15 protein-coding genes are annotated in these 17,061 nt (G+C 58.9%); 10 read left to right on the top strand and 5 right to left on the bottom strand.

Annotated features, from left to right (window positions below; translation table 11 throughout):
* Window positions 1–108: 108 nt before the first annotated feature.
* Together QZR30_RS08870 and QZR30_RS08865 are read left to right on the top strand one after the other, a co-directional pair.
* Window positions 109–561: a hypothetical protein gene (locus QZR30_RS08870; protein WP_046072460.1), complete on the top strand. Its 453-nt coding sequence runs from the start codon at window positions 109–111 to the stop codon at window positions 559–561.
* A gap of 42 nt (window positions 562–603) precedes the next feature.
* Window positions 604–885 (top strand): hypothetical protein, encoded by a 282-nt coding sequence (locus QZR30_RS08865; RefSeq protein ID WP_046068170.1) that lies wholly within the window; start codon window positions 604–606, stop codon window positions 883–885.
* Window positions 886–1,176: 291 nt separating this feature from the next.
* On the opposite strand, the gene QZR30_RS08860 is transcribed toward QZR30_RS08865, so the two are convergent.
* The 3 genes from QZR30_RS08860 to QZR30_RS08850 all read right to left on the bottom strand — a co-directional run bounded on the left by QZR30_RS08860 (window position 1,177) and on the right by QZR30_RS08850 (window position 3,940).
* Complete coding sequence (locus QZR30_RS08860) at window positions 1,177–1,398, bottom strand: PLD nuclease N-terminal domain-containing protein (RefSeq protein ID WP_046068171.1); 222 nt, start codon at window positions 1,396–1,398, stop codon at window positions 1,177–1,179.
* A gap of 224 nt (window positions 1,399–1,622) precedes the next feature.
* On the bottom strand, window positions 1,623–2,960 hold the full coding sequence (locus tag QZR30_RS08855) for an LLM class flavin-dependent oxidoreductase (protein WP_311903200.1): 1,338 nt from the start codon (window positions 2,958–2,960) through the stop codon (window positions 1,623–1,625).
* Window positions 2,957–3,940, bottom strand: coding sequence for an ABC transporter substrate-binding protein (locus tag QZR30_RS08850; protein ID WP_059397330.1), 984 nt, complete (start codon window positions 3,938–3,940; stop codon window positions 2,957–2,959). The genes QZR30_RS08855 and QZR30_RS08850 overlap by 4 nt, the downstream gene beginning before the upstream one ends.
* A gap of 329 nt (window positions 3,941–4,269) precedes the next feature.
* Here QZR30_RS08850 and QZR30_RS08845 point away from each other — a divergent pair, with 329 nt between their 5' ends.
* The gene (locus QZR30_RS08845) at window positions 4,270–5,139 is read left to right on the top strand and encodes an isocitrate lyase/PEP mutase family protein (RefSeq protein WP_034119553.1); all 870 of its coding nucleotides are present in this window, start codon (window positions 4,270–4,272) and stop codon (window positions 5,137–5,139) included.
* Between the two features lie 23 nt (window positions 5,140–5,162).
* Here the strand turns inward: QZR30_RS08845 and QZR30_RS08840 are convergent, their stop codons facing one another.
* Window positions 5,163–5,639, bottom strand: coding sequence for a winged helix-turn-helix transcriptional regulator (locus tag QZR30_RS08840; protein WP_311903199.1), 477 nt, complete (start codon window positions 5,637–5,639; stop codon window positions 5,163–5,165).
* A gap of 107 nt (window positions 5,640–5,746) precedes the next feature.
* Between QZR30_RS08840 and fabF the strand changes: the two genes are divergently transcribed.
* From fabF to QZR30_RS08805, 7 genes are all read left to right on the top strand, one after another.
* Complete coding sequence (gene fabF / locus QZR30_RS08835; RefSeq protein ID WP_274354744.1) at window positions 5,747–7,015, top strand: beta-ketoacyl-ACP synthase II; 1,269 nt, start codon at window positions 5,747–5,749, stop codon at window positions 7,013–7,015.
* 71 nt (window positions 7,016–7,086) lie between these two features.
* Complete coding sequence (locus tag QZR30_RS08830) at window positions 7,087–7,467, top strand: RidA family protein (protein WP_046068176.1); 381 nt, start codon at window positions 7,087–7,089, stop codon at window positions 7,465–7,467.
* 399 nt (window positions 7,468–7,866) lie between these two features.
* Window positions 7,867–8,760: a bestrophin family protein gene (locus tag QZR30_RS08825; RefSeq protein ID WP_311903198.1), complete on the top strand. Its 894-nt coding sequence runs from the start codon at window positions 7,867–7,869 to the stop codon at window positions 8,758–8,760.
* Window positions 8,761–8,830: 70 nt separating this feature from the next.
* Window positions 8,831–9,889, top strand: coding sequence for a tetratricopeptide repeat protein (locus tag QZR30_RS08820; RefSeq protein ID WP_046068178.1), 1,059 nt, complete (start codon window positions 8,831–8,833; stop codon window positions 9,887–9,889).
* Window positions 9,890–10,030: 141 nt separating this feature from the next.
* The gene (locus QZR30_RS08815) at window positions 10,031–11,530 is read left to right on the top strand and encodes an ATPase domain-containing protein (RefSeq protein ID WP_311903197.1); all 1,500 of its coding nucleotides are present in this window, start codon (window positions 10,031–10,033) and stop codon (window positions 11,528–11,530) included.
* On the top strand, window positions 11,530–13,200 hold the full coding sequence (locus tag QZR30_RS08810) for an ATP-binding protein (protein WP_311903196.1): 1,671 nt from the start codon (window positions 11,530–11,532) through the stop codon (window positions 13,198–13,200). Before QZR30_RS08815 ends, QZR30_RS08810 begins: the two co-directional genes overlap by 1 nt.
* A 342-nt stretch (window positions 13,201–13,542) precedes the next feature.
* On the top strand, window positions 13,543–16,587 hold the full coding sequence (locus QZR30_RS08805) for a hypothetical protein (protein ID WP_311903195.1): 3,045 nt from the start codon (window positions 13,543–13,545) through the stop codon (window positions 16,585–16,587).
* A gap of 85 nt (window positions 16,588–16,672) precedes the next feature.
* Here QZR30_RS08805 and QZR30_RS08800 read toward each other — a convergent pair whose 3' ends face one another.
* Window positions 16,673–17,050 carry a response regulator gene (locus QZR30_RS08800; protein WP_043049923.1) on the bottom strand — a complete coding sequence of 126 codons (378 nt, stop codon included), beginning with the start codon at window positions 17,048–17,050 and terminating at the stop codon, window positions 16,673–16,675.
* Window positions 17,051–17,061 lie beyond the last annotated feature (11 nt).

Genomic DNA, 17,061 nt, shown 5'->3' with positions numbered 1-17,061 from the left:
GCAAGATGGGAACGCTGGCAAGCGTTGTAGTGCCTTTCGGTCATTTGGATTGAACGATCATTTACTCAACCTCCTCTATCGCAGGACATGTAAATGGAGGAAGTCATCATGATCGACTCAGCAACCGGAATGAGACCCGGCCAGCGCTACACCGTGCAAAACCTGGAGCGCACGAAGAATTTCGGTGGATTCTTCCTGGATGGAAAGTACTACCTCGGTCCTGAGCTGATGACCGCCGTCGGTTGGCTGGAAGGCCAGAAATTCCTGTATGACGAACTGGATGCCAACGGCGAGCCGGTGTTTCCAGATCGGGTCGCCGGCACTATCGAAGACCTGACCCTGGTGTTGAACGATGGCGCACGCCTGGAACTGCAGGAAATGCAGGTTGACGCCCCAATGCAGGCGCCTGAATCCGCACCGGCCAGTCAACGCCGGGAAGAGACCGTCAGGCGAAAAACCAGTCAGCCACCCTACTTATTGATTGCAACAGGCGCCGCCTTGCTGGTAGCCGGCATTGCGATTGCGCGTGCCTGTCGAATGAACACTCAACGCCGCAGATAACTGCCTGCGCGCCCGCACTCTTACTACCAAAGGTACGCACGTATGTCTTACGACTATGAAGGTTCTGCAAGTGTCATCACCGCATCGCGTCATCTGGGCACTGGCTCAGATGAATGCCTGAATGACTCGGTAGACATCCACATGAGCAGCAGCGGTAAACCCACCGTCGTGCGCTTGGCATTCGATACCCCGCTTGAGTGGCCAGGCCACCCGAACTTCGTGACGGTCAATTTGCCCGACGGCACCTCTGTGAGCGGGGTGATTGTTGAAATTCAAAGACCCACCGATGGGCCAGGCTGGGTCACGTTCACTGTGGATGACTGAGACCGTTTGCGGGCGACACTAACGGCCCTGGCAGCCTAAATCTATCTAGCTGATGCCGAGCGATCCAAATGTGGGAGGTGGCTTGCCAGTCATGAAGGCTTTTTGTAGAAGCGAGCTTGCTCGCGAAAAACTCACAGGCGCCGCGTTCATTCAGGAAGCAGGCGTTATCGTTGAGGTTTTTCGCGAGCAAGCTCGCTCCTACAGAGGGCGATGTACGCTTAACTGACTGGCACTGGGGCAAGCCGCCTCCCACATTTGGATCGCTCGGCATCAGTCGGATAATCTTAGTGGTCACCCCTTGCTGTGTTCCGGCGACGACGGGCCTTTGGTTACGCCACGGGGGCCGGCCACGCTCCATATCACCGCGCCGACAAATGGCAGCACCACCACCAGCGCAGTCCATCCGGCCTTCGTGCCCAAGGTTTTATCGCTGCGCCATACGCTGTTGACGATCCACAGATCGAGTAACACGAGAATGACTGCCAGGCCTATCCAGAAATACGTGGTTTGCATGCTGCACCTCCAGGTCAGTGATGCAAGTTAGGTCAAGGGCGGGTGCGTGAGGTTCAATATAAAGGCAACTAAGCGAAGCGACGGTTGACCCTATGGGTTCAGTTTCGGCGCGCTTGAATTGATCGCAAAAGTTATACGACGCGGCACGAATTAACGCTGAGTTGTATAAGTTTTTTGCACTGCACTACCATTCATCACCGCGCCGTCACCAGCTTCATTCACTCCTAGCGCGCCTGGACCCGGCCCGGCGTACAGGTTGGAATCGACAACCCCAGGCTCTCACGCAACGTCGAGCCTTCATACGCCGTGCGGTGGACACCGCGCTCCTGCAGCAACGGAATGACTTCCCGGGTGAATCGATCAAACTGCCCTGGGTGCCCGATATAGATATTGAACCCATCCACGGCCCTTGCTTGCAGCCAGTCGGCCATTTTCTCTGCGACCGTGACGGCGCTGCCAACGAAGGCGCCGGGGCGCAGTTGCCGGCCAAACTCGACGGCTTGGCGCAGGGTAAAGCCTTTTTCCCGGGCGTGATCAGCGATGCGCTTGGCCGCAGTGAAAAAGCTGCTGCGCGCCGCCTCCAGGCTCTCTTGGGGGAATGGCGCATCCAGGTCGTACTGGCTGAAATCATGCCAACCGAAGTTACGTCCGAATTCCTTGAGTGCCAGTTCAAAACTATGGTCGAGCTGATGGTAGTGCTGCTCGATTTCCCTGGCGTGCGCATCGGTATCGCCCACGTAGATTTCTGCCCCGGGCATGATCAATATCTGCTCCGGATCGCGCCCCCGTTGCAGCGCCCTGCCCTTGATATCCCGGTAAAACGCCTGACCCTGCTCGATGCTGGCCGCATGGGTGAAGATGACATCCGCCGTGGCGGCGCCCAGGTCACGGCCGGGCTCTGAGTCGCCGGCCTGGAAGATCACCGGCTGGCCCTGGGGTGAGCGCTGAATATTCAGCGGCCCGACCACGGAGAAATGTTCGCCCTGATGATTCAGGCTGTGCAGCTTGCTCGGATCAAGAAACTGGCCGGTAGCCCGGTTGCGCACAAAGGCATCTTCCTCATAGGAGTTCCACAAGCCCTGCACCACTTGCACATGTTCAGCGGCGCGGCCATAGCGCGTGGCATAGTCATAATGTTCGTCGCGGCTGTAATTGCCCGCAGTGCCGGCATCGCCGCTGGTCACCACGTTCCAGCCGGCGCGGCCTTTGCTGATCAGGTCCAGGGATGCCAGGCGCCGGGCGACGTTATAGGGTGAGTTGTAGGAGGTGGTCAGCGTACCGACCAGACCGATATGCCGGGTGCTCACCGCCAATGCCGATAACAGCGTCAGCGGCTCCAGGCGATTGAGGTAATGGGACGGTGAGCCTTCGGTTATGAACTGACTGTCGACGATAAACATCAGGTCGAACAGCGCCGCCTCGGCCTGGCGCGCAATGTCGATGTACCAGTCGACGTTGACGCTGGCATCGGCCGGCAATTGCGGGTCAAGCCATAGATTATGCCGGCCCGGCCCGCCGCAACCCATGGTCAGGGCGCCGAGTTTGAGCTGTCTTTGAGTCATTGTGCAGGGGTTCCTTGAAGAGTCCCGGGCTGGGCTTCGGCCACGGCGGGCTGCAAGGACGCCGTGAATGAAGGGTCGAACAGGGTGGCGGCCGAGTAGGACTTGACCAGGCCCTGGCTGGCAAAAAACTCGACGGTCTTTTGCGCTTCCACAGGCGTCTGGGCCGTCAATGGCTCGACGGTGGTGCGCGCACGGGCAAACCAGGCGCGGGCGATGTCAGCGTCGGCGCGGGTGCGCTTGGCCCAGGCGTCGGCATACGCATTGGCGTTGGCCGGGTTCTGCCGAGCCCAGTCACGGGCTTTTTTCAGGCGCTGGAGGAAATCGCTGATGGGCCCGCGCTTGGCCTCGACGGCACCGGCATTGGCGGCAATGAAGCTCTGGGCGGGAATCAACCCCTCAGCGGTCGCCAGTACCCGCGCACCCTGGCGCTCCTGTTGCGTGACGTAGGGTTCCCAGGTGGCGATGACGTCAACCGAACCGCCTTCCAGCGCATGGGAGGCATCCAGCGCACTGAGGTAGCGAAATTCTAGAGAGTCCCGCGCAACCCCGGCTTTATCCAGGGCCGTCAGCAACAGTTGTTGGCTCCATGAGCCTTTCCAGATCGCTGCGCGTTTACCGGCAAGATCGGCCAGGCTGTGGATCGACGATCCCTTTTTCACCAGGATCGCCACGCCCTCGAGGTTCTGTCGGCTGACCGCGATCACCTTGATCGGTGCGCCCAATGCGCCCAGGAACAATACCGGCGCATCCCCCAGCAGGCCTATATCCAGGCTGCCGACGTTGAGCGCTTCGGCCACCGGCGAGCCGGCGGTGAATTGCTTCCAATCAAGTGTGTAGGGCAGATCATCCAACACTCCCGCCGCTTCCATCACGGCCTGGGCGTTGTAGCTCTGGTCGCCGACGACCAGGGTTTGTGCCTGTGCCGTCAGGCATAGTAAGGCGGAGGTCAACCCCACCGCCAGTGTTGTCAGGTAACGCACGTTCGTCTCCAGATGCCCGGTCAGGGCATTTCAAGTCGATCCGCGCGCGCGGTCTCGGCAATGGTTGTCAGGGTTGATACGATGAGGTTGCAGTGACCAGGTGTAAAATACCCATAATGCATAACGTAATTCTTTAATAATGCAGCTATTGCATCTAATCGATCTTCTGGCCGACTTCTCCATCCTCAACCCTTTAACCGACCCATCATGGGCTCGCTACGCGGGCCATGCTCAAACGTCATAATCCTGCAGGCGTCTGCGTGGTAATCTCACGCCACCACGAATAGACATTGATCGTCACTTGACGATGACCAAAGCCAGGAAAGAACATGCCCAAGATTTCTCACTCAGCGCTACGCCGCAACTTCCGTGACCTGCTTGCAACGCCCATCTGCGTTGAAACCGCTTCCGTATTCGACCCCATGTCTGCCCGCATCGCGGCCGACCTGGGTTTTGAAGTCGGGATTCTGGGCGGCTCAGTCGCTTCCCTGCAGGTACTGGCGGCCCCCGATTTTGCGTTGATTACCCTGAGTGAGTTCGTTGAGCAGGCCACCCGCATCGGCCGTGTCGCCCAGTTGCCGTTCATTGCCGACGCCGACCACGGCTATGGCAACGCCCTGAATGTGATGCGCACCGTCGAAGAGCTGGAACGTGCCGGCGTCGCGGCGCTGACCATTGAAGACACCCTGCTGCCTGCGCAATTCGGGCGCAAATCCACAGATCTGATTTCGGTCGAGGAAGGCATCGGCAAGGTCAAGGCCGCCCTTGAAGCGCGGGTCGACCCTGAGCTGTCGATTATTGCCCGCACTAACGCGGGCGTGCTGCCCACCGCAGACGTGATTGCACGCACCAAGGCCTATGAAAAGGCCGGTGCCGATGGCATTTGCATGGTCGGGGTCAAAGACTTCGAGCACCTGGAGCAGATCGCAGAGAACCTCACCGTGCCGCTGATGCTGGTGACCTACGGCAACCCGCAACTGCACGACAGCGAGCGCCTGGCCAGCCTGGGCGTACGCATCGTGGTGGCCGGACATGGCGCCTACTTCGCCGCAATCAAGGCCACCTACGACAGCCTGCGTGCGCAACGCCAGCTGACCCACAGCACTTCGAACCTCAGTGCAACGGAACTGACCCACACCTACACCTTGCCCGAAAGCTATGTGGCGTGGGCAGAAGAGTTCATGGACGTTAAAGAGTAATTACTGTCGCGGTACTGCCTGAATCACTCAGGGGCCAGCCGCTTGCGCATGCCTGCGCTAGCGGCCGGACCGGCCTGTACAAGGCACTGGTCCAGTGGCACCACCGCACCTTCAGCCGTTGCCATCATCGGCTGCACCGGACGGCCCGTATTGCGTTCCACCACCTCCACACTGGCGCCCTCTTCGGCGTAATGCCGGTTGCCCCACGCCACCAGAGCCATCAGCACCATCCGGAAGTCCTCACCCTTGGCCGTCGGCACGTATTCGTAGCGTGGCGGCCGCTCGCTGTAGGCGCGGCGCTCCAGCATCCCGGCTTCGACCAAGCCATTCAGGCGCCGGGTCAGCATGTTGGGCGCGATACCCAGGCTGCGCGAGAACTCATCGAAGCGCCGTAGACCGTGCAACGCGTCACGCATGATCAAGATGCTCCACCACTCCCCTACCCGCTCAAGGCTGCGGGCGATCGGGCATTCGTCACTGATGAGGGATTTGCGCTGCATAAGAAGTCCTGGGTGCGAGTTCACACTTGTGTGGCGCCATGTTACTTTCATGATGATAGTTACGTCCATACGCTAGGTATCCCTCAAGCAACAGGAGTCGATTGATCATGAGTAAACGTATCGTCGTAACGGGCATGGGCGCGCTGACGCCGTTGGGGTCTAGCGTGGAATCCACGTGGCAACGCTTGCTGGACGGACAGTCGGGTATCCGTCGTTTGCCGCAAGCATTGATCGGTGATTTGGCGATCAGTATCGGCGGCCAGGTGCAAAACATCGAGCAAGACCCCGAAGCCGGATTTGACCCAGATCGACTGTTGGCCGCCAAGGAACAGCGCAAGATGGATCGTTTTATCCTGTTCGCCCTGGCGGCGGCGGATGAAGCCTTGAAGCAAGCCGATTGGGCGCCTAAAACACCTGAGGAGCAGGAACGCACCGCAACCATCATCGCTTCCGGTGTCGGTGGTTTCCCGGCGATAGCCGACGCGGTGCGCACCACCGATAGCAAAGGCCCGCGGCGTTTGTCGCCATTCACCATTCCGTCATTTTTGAGCAACATGGCCGCCGGGCACGTGTCGATCAACTACGGCCTGAAAGGTCCCCTGGGCGCGCCGGTGACTGCGTGTGCGGCCGGCGTCCAGGCCATCGGTGACGCAGCGCGCATGATCCGCGCCGGGGAAATCGATGTCGCAGTCTGCGGCGGTGCCGAAGCGGCAATTCATCGGGTCAGCCTTGCCGGCTTTGCCGCGGCGCGGGCGTTGTCCAGCGCATTCAATGACGCGCCGGAGCGTGCTTCACGACCGTTCGACCAGGCACGCGATGGTTTCGTGATGGGCGAAGGCGCCGGCATTCTGGTGATTGAGGAACTGGAACATGCCCTGGCCCGCGGTGCGCAGCCGATTGCCGAGCTGGTGGGATATGGCACCAGTGCCGACGCCTATCACATGACAGCCGGGCCCGAAGACGGTGACGGCGCGCGCCGGGCGATGACCCAGGCATTGCGCCAGGCAGGTATCGACGCGTCGCAGGTGCAGTACTTGAACGCCCACGCGACCTCCACGCCGGTAGGTGACAAAGGCGAACTGGCGGCGATCAAGACAGTCTTCGGTACCGGCAGCGGGCCGGCCATCAGCTCGACCAAATCCGCCACCGGCCACCTGCTCGGCGCAGCAGGAGGGATCGAAGCGGTCTTCACCGTGCTTGCGCTGCGCGATCAGATCGCGCCGATGACGCTCAACCTGGACAGCCCGGACGCCCTCGCCGACGGCCTGGACATGGTGCGCGTTGCTGCGCGGCCCATGCCGATTGAATATGCGCTGTCCAATGGCTTCGGCTTTGGCGGCGTGAACGCCAGCGTGCTGTTCCGACGTTGGACATGATCAGGGGTTTGCCCCTGGGGTAAATTTCGCGGACCATGGCGCCTTTCTGTCCTTGCCAACAAGAGGTGCCCATGGCCAACCACGACCTGTCCTACACCCCCGACCCGGATGCCGATTCCATTTCTTCCGATGTTATCGGCTTCAACGGCATCCTGGTTTCCACCCAAGTGCCAACCCGCGCCGACGGCAGCCTGGAACTGGGCGATATCACCCTGCAAAGCGAATGCACCCTGCAAGCCTTGAAAGTCGCGCTGGAAAAAGCCGGCAGCTCCATGGACCGGGTCATGCACCTGACCATCTACCTCACCGACATGGCCGACCGTGGGGCGTTCAACGAAGTCTACAAGCGCTTTTTCGCCAAGCCATGGCCGGTCCGCGCGGCGGTGGGCGTTGCTGCGCTGGCTGTGGAAGGCATGCGTGTCGAAGTGACGGCGATGGCGGCCAAGGCCTGACAGCCACCGAGTATTTGCATGGTGCGCCGCGAACCAAATGTGGAGGGGCTTGTTCCCGAGCCGCCGTTACCGCAGGAATGGATATGTACTCGGTCTGATCCAACATCCTGGTCGGCCCTGAGGCCGCCATCGGGAGCAAGCCCCCTCCCACAGGTACAGCGCCATACCAGAAATTGTGTAGATACCTATAGCCATTGGGGCAAGCCCCCTCCCACTTTTTTTACCGAGTGCAGTCAATCAGACCGCCACGAAATCAAGTCCCCTCGTCGCAAATTCAGGGGCACGCCAGAGCTGCCCTCCCCCTGATCGATGCCAATGATCAGGCGGTTGACCCAAGTGATTGGACGCTCTGCCTGCCAGCTTCTAACCTGACGGCCTGCACCATCACAGAAGCCTGCCATGATCGTTCGTCCCAAGCCCAACCTCCTGGGTATCCTGTTTTCCCTCAAGGGCTCGATTGCCAAGCGCATTGCCTGGCGCAGCCTGATGGTCACGCTGCTCGCCTCAGTGATCGTGCTGGTGGAAACCCTGCACCCGGCGTACTTTTCCAAGGTTAACGCCACGCCTTTCACCCTGCTGGGTTTGTCATTGTCGATTTTCATGAGCTTTCGCAACAATGCCTGCTACGACCGCTGGTGGGAGGGCCGCAAGCAACTTGGGCAAATGATCATTGAGGTGCGCTCGCTGATCCGCGAAACCCAGGTGCTGGGCGACACCGTCGAGCGTGCCGGCTTGTTGCGCGGCCTCTGCGGTTTTGCCCACGGCTTGATCGCCCACTTGCGCCATGAAGATGAAACCCGTGCGATAACACCCTGGATAGCGGTGCAGGCAAGCCACCCCAACCTGCCTGACAGCGTGCTGCAAACACTCGGTGCGCGGTTTTCCGCACTGGCCTGTCAGGGTGTGATCAGTGAGTGGCGCTACACCCAACTGGAGGCCCGGCTGGTCAGCCTGAGCCAGGTGCAGGCGTCGTGCGAGCGTATCAAGACCACACCGCTGCCTTTCCCCTACACCCTGCTGCTGCACCGTACCATCTACCTGTTCTGCATCCTGCTGCCGTTCGCCATGGCCGAGCCGCTGGGATGGTTGACGCCGGTGTTCACCGCTATCGTCAGCTACACCTTCTTTGGCCTGGATGCGATCGGCGACGAATTGGAGGACCCGTTCGGCTTCGACGAAAACGACCTTCCGTGCGATGCCATCCTGCGCACACTGGAGCGCGAGATTCTCGCGGCCCTTGGCGAAGACGACCTGCCCCCTGCCCTTGAGCCGCTGGATTACGTGCTGACCTGACGCCGGTTTGACACTCGCCCTGCACTGACCGAAGCTTGGGGCTTTGCTGCTCGAGCTTTCGGACACCCGCATGTCAAAGTCACGCCGTTATTCCATCATCGGCCTGTGTGCCCTGTTGCTGATTGTGTTAGTCAGCTGGTTTTTTTCCCGCACCGCACCGGTCGCCGTGGCACCGGCCATTGCCCATGGTTACTCCAAGGCATTGAAGCAGGCACATAATGGCGAACCGGGCGCGGCGCGGGTGCTGTATCAACAGCTGGGGCGCCCGGATCTGTCGCCTGAACGCCGCGCCGCCTTGCATGCCGAATTGCCCAATTACCCCAGCCCTCAAGCCCTTAAGCTGGCGGATAAAGACTTGGCCAATGAATCGCCAGTGGTGCGCGAGGCCGCGATTCACAGCATCGTCGGACTGGTACCCAGCGGCCAGCGCACCTTGCTGCTCGGCCCGGTCCTGGATGATCCCGAACAGCCAGTGCGCTTTGCCGCCGCCAATGCCCTGCTCGGCCTGTCGCCGGATACCCTGGGCTTGTATTTCGGCCCCCTGCAGCAGGTGCTCGACGAGTTCGTGAAAACCCTCAAGGCCCAGCCCGAGACCGCCGAAGGCTGGATTCAACTGGCGCGCCTGTACATCCACAGCGCCCTGTTGCCGCAGGCACAAAACGCCCTGGAGCAGGCGATGCGTTTGCAGCCGGATAACTTGCAGGCGGTCGTGTCGCAGATCGAACTGCTGGACAAGCAAGGCAAGAGCGACGAGTCGCGCCAGCTGTTGGCGCGGCAATTGGCGGCGCATCCGGAGTCGGCTTACCTGCAGCATGCCTTGGGCATGTGGCTGCTGCACCATGGCGAGCGCCCGTATGCGCTGCTCGGCCTGTCCAAGGCGGTAGAGCTTGAGCCGGACAACCAGGATTACCGCTACGATCTGGCCACCACCCTGCATGCCCAAGACGAAGTCGAGGCGGCCCAGCGTCAACTGGAAGAAATCGTCCAGCGTCATCCGGCCAACCGCAAGGCCCGCGTGCTACTGGTCAACTACTGGAAAGAAACCGGGCAACTGCAAAACGTCCAGGTACTGCTCGCACAACTGGAGCAGCAGAACCCGGACGACCCGGCGCTGCAACAAGGCCTGTAGGCACAGGCTTGCTCGCAACGTAATTGCCGGCCCTGTGCAATTTTTACGAAACGTTGAACCGCCACTGGCCACTACGGTCAAGTAAATATGGCGCGTCCTTCTCGGCGTGCCCCTTACTTGTACGTGACCTGAGGGCACTTCTTGTCTACATCCAAAGAGCTGTTCAGTGAAAAGGCGGCCACCGGCATCGAAGGTCTTGATGACATTCTTGCCGGAGGCCTATCGCGCAGCCATCTGTTCCTCCTGGAAGGCGAACCCGGCACCGGTAAAACCACCGTGGCGTTGCACTTCCTGCAGGCCGGCGCGCAAAACGGTGAACGCTGCTTGTATATCACCCTGTCGGAGACTGAGCGCGAATTGCGCCAGGGTGCCAAGTCCCATGGCTGGGACCTGGATGACAATATCTTTATTTTCGAATTGACCCCACCGGAGAGCCTGCTCAACGCCGAGCACCAGCAAAGCCTGCTGTATTCCTCCGACCTCGAACTGGGTGAAGCCACCCGCCAGATTTTTGAAGTGGTGGAACGGGTCAAGCCGACCCGCGTGGTGGTCGACAGTCTCTCGGAAATCCGCCTGCTGGCGCAGAGTTCCCTGCGCTACCGCCGGCAGATCCTGGCGATCAAGCATTACTTCGTGCGCTATGACGCGACTGTATTACTGTTGGATGACCTGACCACCGAATCCCTGGATAAGACTGTGCACAGCGTGGCCCACGGAGTCATTCGCCTTGAAGAACTGACCCCCAACTACGGCGCCGAGCGCCGCCGCGTACGGGTGGTGAAATACCGCGGCCAGAAATACCGTGGAGGCTTTCATGACTTCACCATCATGGGCGACGGCATCCACGTGTTCCCGCGCCTGGTGGCGGCTGAGCATCGTGGCGGATACAACCGCCAGACATTGACCAGTGGCATCCAGGAGCTGGATTCGCTGCTCGGCGGCGGCATTGAGACCGGTTCCAGCAGCCTGATCCTTGGCCCGGCGGGTACCGGCAAGTCCCTGATCTCGATGATCTTCGCCGCCGCCGCCGTAGCCCGGGGCGAAAAGGCCGCACTGTTCATCTTCGATGAAGAACTGGGCCTGCTGTTCGAGCGTATGAAAAATATGGGCATCGATCTCGCGGCGTTGCAAGACACCGGCAACCTGCTGATCGAGCAGGTCGACGCCGCTGAGTTGTCGCCCGGCGAATTCTCGCACCGGGTACGTCGCTGCGTGGATGAAGGCGGCATCAAGACTGTGGTCATCGACAGTATTAACGGCTACCAGGCTGCCATGCCGGAAGAGAACGCGCTGATCCTGCACATGCATGAACTGCTGCTGTACCTCAACCGCCGCGGTGCCGCGACCTTCATGACCGTGGCCCAGCATGGGTTGGTCGGCGATATGCAAACCCCTGTGGACATTACCTACCTGGCCGATACCGTGATTCTGCTGCGCTATTTTGAAGCCCTGGGCAAAGTCCGCCGGGCCATTTCAATCATCAAGAAAAGAACCGGCTCCCATGAGTCGACCATTCGTGAATACCGCATCGGTAGCCGAGGCATGACGGTTGGTGAGCCGCTGGACAACTTCCAGGGTGTACTGCGCGGCATTCCGATTTACATGGGCGCCGGTTCCCCACTGCTAAAGGATGAGGGCTAGTGCCGGCTCTTTCTCCAGTCTCGGAACGTGCCATCGTCCTGGCGCCCATGGGGCGCGACGGTTCGCTGGCGCTGATGATGCTCAATGAGGCGGGCTACAGTGGCATGGTGGTCAGCAGCCTCACCGCGCTGTGCGAAGCCATGGAGCAAGGCGCCGGCATGCTGATCATTGCGGCCGAGGCGTTGCGCGGCGTCGATCTTGAGCCGTTACTCAATTATTTGCACCAGCAGCCAGCCTGGTCCGACCTGCCTATCGTGCTGATGACCCATCACGGCGGCAAAGAGCAGAACGGCACATCGCACTTTAGTGGCTTGCTGGGCAACGTGACGTTCCTGGAGCGGCCCTTCCACCCGGTCACGCTGATCAGCCTGGTCAGTACGGCGCTGCGCGGTCGACGGCGCCAATACGAAGCACGCGACCGGTTGATCGACCTGAGCGAAAGCGAATTGCGCCTGCAACGCACCTTGGAAACCCTTGAGCAGCAGGTTGAAGAGCGCACGGCGCAGTTGCGCAATAACGAAGAAGCGTTGCGCCAGTCGCAGAAAATGGAAGCCGTCGGCCAGTTGACCGGCGGCATCGCCCATGACTTCAACAATATGCTCACCGGGATCATCGGTAGCCTGGAGCTGCTGCGCAGGCGCGTGTCCCGCGGCAAGCTGGATGATCTGGACAGCCTGATCGACCTGGGCGTCACCTCGGCAAACCGTGCTGCCGCCCTCACCCACCGCCTGCTGGCTTTCTCCCGGCGCCAGTCTTTGGATTCCAAACCCGTGGAGATCAACCAGTTGGTGTCCTCCATGGGCGAGTTGCTGCAACGCAGCATCAACGAAAGCATCGCACTGGACATGCGCCTGACCAGCACGCTGTGGACTGCCGAAGCCGACCCCAATCAACTGGAAAGTGCCCTGCTCAACTTGGTCATCAATGCCCGGGATGCGATGCCAAACGGCGGCAAGTTGATTGTCGAAACCTGTAACCGGCACCTGGATAGCGTATTCACCGCGGCCTACGGCACCTTGCAGCCCGGCGATTACGTCGAGCTGAGCGTCAGCGATACTGGCTGCGGGATTCCGGAACATCTGATGAACCGCGTGTTCGACCCGTTTTTTACCACCAAACCTATCGGCCAGGGCACGGGGCTGGGGTTGTCGATGATCTACGGCTTCGCCCGCCAATCCCACGGCCATGTGACGATTCACAGCGAACTCGGCAAAGGCACCACAGTAAGTTTGTTTCTGCCGCGTTTCATTGGCGAGATGCAGACACAGGAGCCGATCAACCCGACATTGTTGCCGTTTGCCAGTGCGGGTGAGACCGTATTGATCGTCGAAGACGATCCCGCGGTCCGGATATTGGTCAGCGCCGTACTCAAAGAGTTGGGCTATGGATTTGTCGAGGCGTGCGACGCGGATACGGCGGTGCCGATCATTGAGTCCGGGCAACGCATTGACTTGATGATCAGCGATGTCGGCTTGCCCGGCATGAACGGGCGGCAATTGGCAGAAATCGGCCGGCAGATTCGCCCGGCGCTCAAGGTCTTGTTCATTACCGGCTATGCCGAACATGCGGCGGTGCGCGGGGGCTTCCTGGACCCCGGGATGCAGTTGATCACCAAGCCGTTTACCTTTGATTTATTGACGGCCAAGGTGCGGGAGATGATCCAGGCGTAGAGCAGCTATGGCCCGCAATGAGATGTCAAGGTTTGAAAGTCGGCAGATGGAATTGATGCAGGTTTATTTCCACATAGGGTTGCGAATTACTTATGTAAAGAAATCAAACTACATCGACCCGGAGCATCTCTGATGATTATTAGTCCTAGTTCACGCCTGCCTCAACTGTCTACGCCTGTGCTGATTAATGCAGGCTCCTCCCCAGCGCCATTGACACTTATCGATACGGAAGTTTCGAGGCACGATGTTGAAACACCCCAGGACAAGGGTGAGCGTGCCTTGGCCAGGTTGTATGCCCAAGGCCTGAAAGCCGCGTCGAGCGTTGGCCAGGACCCTCGAAAGGTGAGCGTTACGGACATTCCGCCGTCATCGTCTTTCGGACAGCTGCGCGCGCGGTTGGGGGACATGCTCAAAAGCCCGGCTTTCAAGGCTTGGGCGCAAGAGAAGCAGTTGGATCTGTCACAGGGCGTCACCCTTGATGCCAGCCGTGGCACCATCACCGCCAAGCGTGCCGGCAGCGCCTTCTCGTTTTCCACCGAGACTCGTAACCAAACTGTGGACGTTCACAGCTTTTCGGGCTGGCCGCTGCTCCAGAACGTGGCTAAAGCGCTTGCAGGCTCGGGCAACAGCATAGAATTCAAGACGGCGACCACGGCAAGAGCCGCTGATATCGCTCAGTTTTATGGTCACACTCTGCCTTTTGACCCCTCCCTCTCGCCTTCAGAGCAAGACGCATCCATCACCGACTACATCGCCGGGTGGGAGCGCAAAGGTACGCTCATCTCTGACACGGCCAGCCACCCTTCCCAGGCTGATCTGGAACGTCATGCTTCGAAACTTGGCGACCAGAACAATCGAGGGGCTGTAGTTGCGGTTATACCTAAGCTGGCAGCTGACGCCGCGAGCAGTATTGCGCAAGATCTCGCTGCCGCCGCTCGTGAAACCCCCACCCTTACCGAAGACGAATATCTGGAGGCGTCCAACCAAGCCACCCGCCAGCGGATGCAGGAGGCGCTGGACACGCCTATCGAAATAGACCCCACCTCGTCCTATGCTCGGGATCACGACCTGAAGCCGGGCGTAGCGGTGACCCTGCGCGAGTATCTGGTGGGTCATGGCTTGCTGGTTCCAAAGACCCCTTCAGAGCTGGCAGCCATTGCACCGTCCCTGGCTAGTCCCCCCCCGCTAAGCCCTGAGCACGGCAATATGGGTGGAGCCCTTTCATGGCCCACGCTGTTGAGCAATAAGGATCAACGCACACTCAGTCGCGTCATTGATGATGCCTTGAAAAATGAGCCGCAAGACAACCTGCTTGAGCACTTGACCCGTGACCTGAACCTGAATGAAAAGACCCTCAAGGATGACCCGGGTCGCATCATTGACGACATCCTCAAGTCCAGCAACGCTCAAGCCATAGGTCGCGCCGCCGAGCAGGCAATAGGTGAGATCGCTTCGCCAGAACCTATCAATGACTGGGTTCTGGCAGCGCTCTATGTGTCGCTGGACAAGCAAAGTGTCTTCACCGATCCGTCATTCTCAACACGAACCCATATCGCTGGATTCGATTTGAACAGCGTGTCTGGGCGAAGCGCTTCCTACATACGTAAAGCGCTGGCGCATCACTTGATCCAGACGGGACTAGCCACACCGCGAACCGTCGACCTCGCCGTATTCATATTGTTGTCGCGCAAGGCACCAGAGCTCTTGGTCAAGGACATACCTGAGGCGTTGGTCAAGGGCTCCCACGCATGGGTCACTTTTACCACGGCAGTGGCTCGTATTGAGGCCCAAGCGCCCGGCTCCACCCGCTTGATGACGTATGAGCAGATCATGCTGCGACATGAACTGGCCCCCGTAACACTGGCCGACCTGATGGTTGAAGCTCTGGCGCAAACTGACGGACTGAAAGACTGGGGCCGCAACAACGGCTTGCTCGGACGCAACGCAGAAGATAAATACTCAGAAACGAAAATGAACGACGTACGTTTTCAGTTTAGTAAACAAGTGTCTGAGTTAAATAAAGCTTCGAACTACTTTGCAATGGAGGCCCCTGACCTTCACAAATGGGCGCTGGCGGAAATAAAAAAGCAAAATCCACATTTGTCTGAAGAGCAAATCAAAGAAAAATCCATAGACACAAAAGACGCCGGCTTTTTGGAATTTCCTGGTCCCTATTCGCTGCTGGACATATTTCTCAACACACGCGACCATCTTAAAGACATCGACTTTAATGACTATACCTCTCGCAATGAATCCATTGATCTTACGACAATTGCCTTTAAGCCTTTTTCAAGGGCCGAGCTGAAATCCCGTTTTGGAAACGGCCTTGATTTATATTTCAACCGTATCGAGGCGGCCGCGCAGGCGCAAACCAAATACTTGATTTCAACACTGCCCATTGAAGATCGAGAAATCATTGAGCATGGAAAAATCTCGGTCGGCAAAGAAGTGTCAGTCAATACAAATAATTCTGGCGCAACCAATAAGGCAACAACATCCGGTTCTCTAGTGGTGCGCAGCGAATTCAAGGACAGGGACGGTAATGAAAGCACCCATACCTATGAAATAAATATGACGTCCAACACCATTAAAAAGCGTGATGACTGGAACGATATAGACATCGCCCCGCTGCCTGACGAGTTCAGAGCGGGTATCGGTTCAACATACCTTGAACCCGTTGCTCCTGAAGGCGATTACCCGGAAAACATACTGCAGGCCTCGTCGCTCTACACTGTCAACGACACGCCCAACAGCTACTTCAGTGATAAGACTGGGTACATCGCTGACGCCATGGTAAAAAACCTGGGTATCCAGAATTTTGCAACGGAGCTGCGCGGACAGACGACGTTCGATACTGAATCTCCTTTTTGGACAAAAGCCGAGTTGTTCGTGCGAGGGCTTATTCCAGGCTATAACGCCATTAATAACTTTATTGACGGCAAGTGGCGTGAAGGCTTGGTTGATTTGTCATTCGATGCCTTAGGCTTTCTCCTTTCCGGGGTCGGCGGAGCCGCTAAGGTTGCCAACACCGGAGTGCAAGTCGGAACGACTCTTGCTCAAGGGGCGAAAAAGCTGGCGCGTGGCGCCATAGGTGCACTCAACCCCATAGACCCCGTGGGTCTTGGGCTGGCAGGCGTACAAACAGGTTTGGAAGCGCTGGATCGACATTCGCGCACAGGCGACAAAAACGGCTCCAGGCCTGTTGTCAAATATGACGTGGTCAAAACCTTCAGGGACGTCGACAGTGCCACAATAGGCAAAGCCAACGTGCAAGGTGAAGTGGAAGACGTCGCCGCTACGCAGAAGAATGGCAAATGGTATGCCCTGAACCCTGTCACCAAGCAGCCCTATGGTCTTCCTTTGAAGGATTTCGTGCCTTCCACATAAGGTAGAAAAACACTGCCCCAGGTTCTTCACGGCGTACCGGGAAGAACCTGCGCGGCCAGACATTGAATGGATGGCATTGAGCGGATTACGCCAACAAGCGCTGGATATGCTCCTGCAATGTATCCAGGTCAAACGGCTTGGCCAGGATCGGCGCGTTGCGCGTGATCGGGCTGTTGCAGTCGAGAATTTCCTGCGGGTAGCCGCTGATGAAGATCACTTTCAATTCCGGGCGCAACTTGATCGCGGGCTCCGCGATCTGCACCCCGGAAATCCCGCCCGGCAGGCGATAGTCGGTGACCATCAGGTCCAGGTGCGGCTTGGTCGCGAGGATCTGGAAGGCCTGCTCCCCATCGATCGCCTTCAAGACCCGGTAGCCCAAGCCTGCCAGGTACTCACCCAGCACAAACATAATGGATTCGTCGTCCTCGACGATCAGTACGACATCTTGCGCATCTTCACTCATGGGAAGCCTTT

This window comes from Pseudomonas sp. rhizo25, assembly GCF_031931935.1.
GTDB lineage: Bacteria > Pseudomonadota > Gammaproteobacteria > Pseudomonadales > Pseudomonadaceae > Aquipseudomonas > Aquipseudomonas synxantha.
This window is presented reverse-complemented; position numbering and strand designations above follow the sequence as displayed.

Excerpts from the sequence above, each read along its gene's own strand:
- QZR30_RS08870 (WP_046072460.1), top strand. The coding sequence starts at position 109 with ATGATCGACTCAGCAACCGGAATGAGACCCGGCCAGCGCTACACCGTG.
- QZR30_RS08865 (WP_046068170.1), top strand. The coding sequence starts at position 604 with ATGTCTTACGACTATGAAGGTTCTGCAAGTGTCATCACCGCATCGCGT.
- fabF (WP_274354744.1), top strand. The coding sequence starts at position 5,747 with ATGAGTAAACGTATCGTCGTAACGGGCATGGGCGCGCTGACGCCGTTG.
- QZR30_RS08830 (WP_046068176.1), top strand. The coding sequence starts at position 7,087 with ATGGCCAACCACGACCTGTCCTACACCCCCGACCCGGATGCCGATTCC.
- QZR30_RS08800 (WP_043049923.1), bottom strand. The coding sequence starts at position 17,050 with ATGAGTGAAGATGCGCAAGATGTCGTACTGATCGTCGAGGACGACGAA.
- QZR30_RS08840 (WP_311903199.1), bottom strand. The coding sequence starts at position 5,639 with ATGCAGCGCAAATCCCTCATCAGTGACGAATGCCCGATCGCCCGCAGC.
- QZR30_RS08860 (WP_046068171.1), bottom strand. The coding sequence starts at position 1,398 with ATGCAAACCACGTATTTCTGGATAGGCCTGGCAGTCATTCTCGTGTTA.
- QZR30_RS08820 (WP_046068178.1), top strand. The coding sequence starts at position 8,831 with ATGTCAAAGTCACGCCGTTATTCCATCATCGGCCTGTGTGCCCTGTTG.
- QZR30_RS08845 (WP_034119553.1), top strand. The coding sequence starts at position 4,270 with ATGCCCAAGATTTCTCACTCAGCGCTACGCCGCAACTTCCGTGACCTG.
- QZR30_RS08855 (WP_311903200.1), bottom strand. The coding sequence starts at position 2,960 with ATGACTCAAAGACAGCTCAAACTCGGCGCCCTGACCATGGGTTGCGGC.
- QZR30_RS08825 (WP_311903198.1), top strand. The coding sequence starts at position 7,867 with ATGATCGTTCGTCCCAAGCCCAACCTCCTGGGTATCCTGTTTTCCCTC.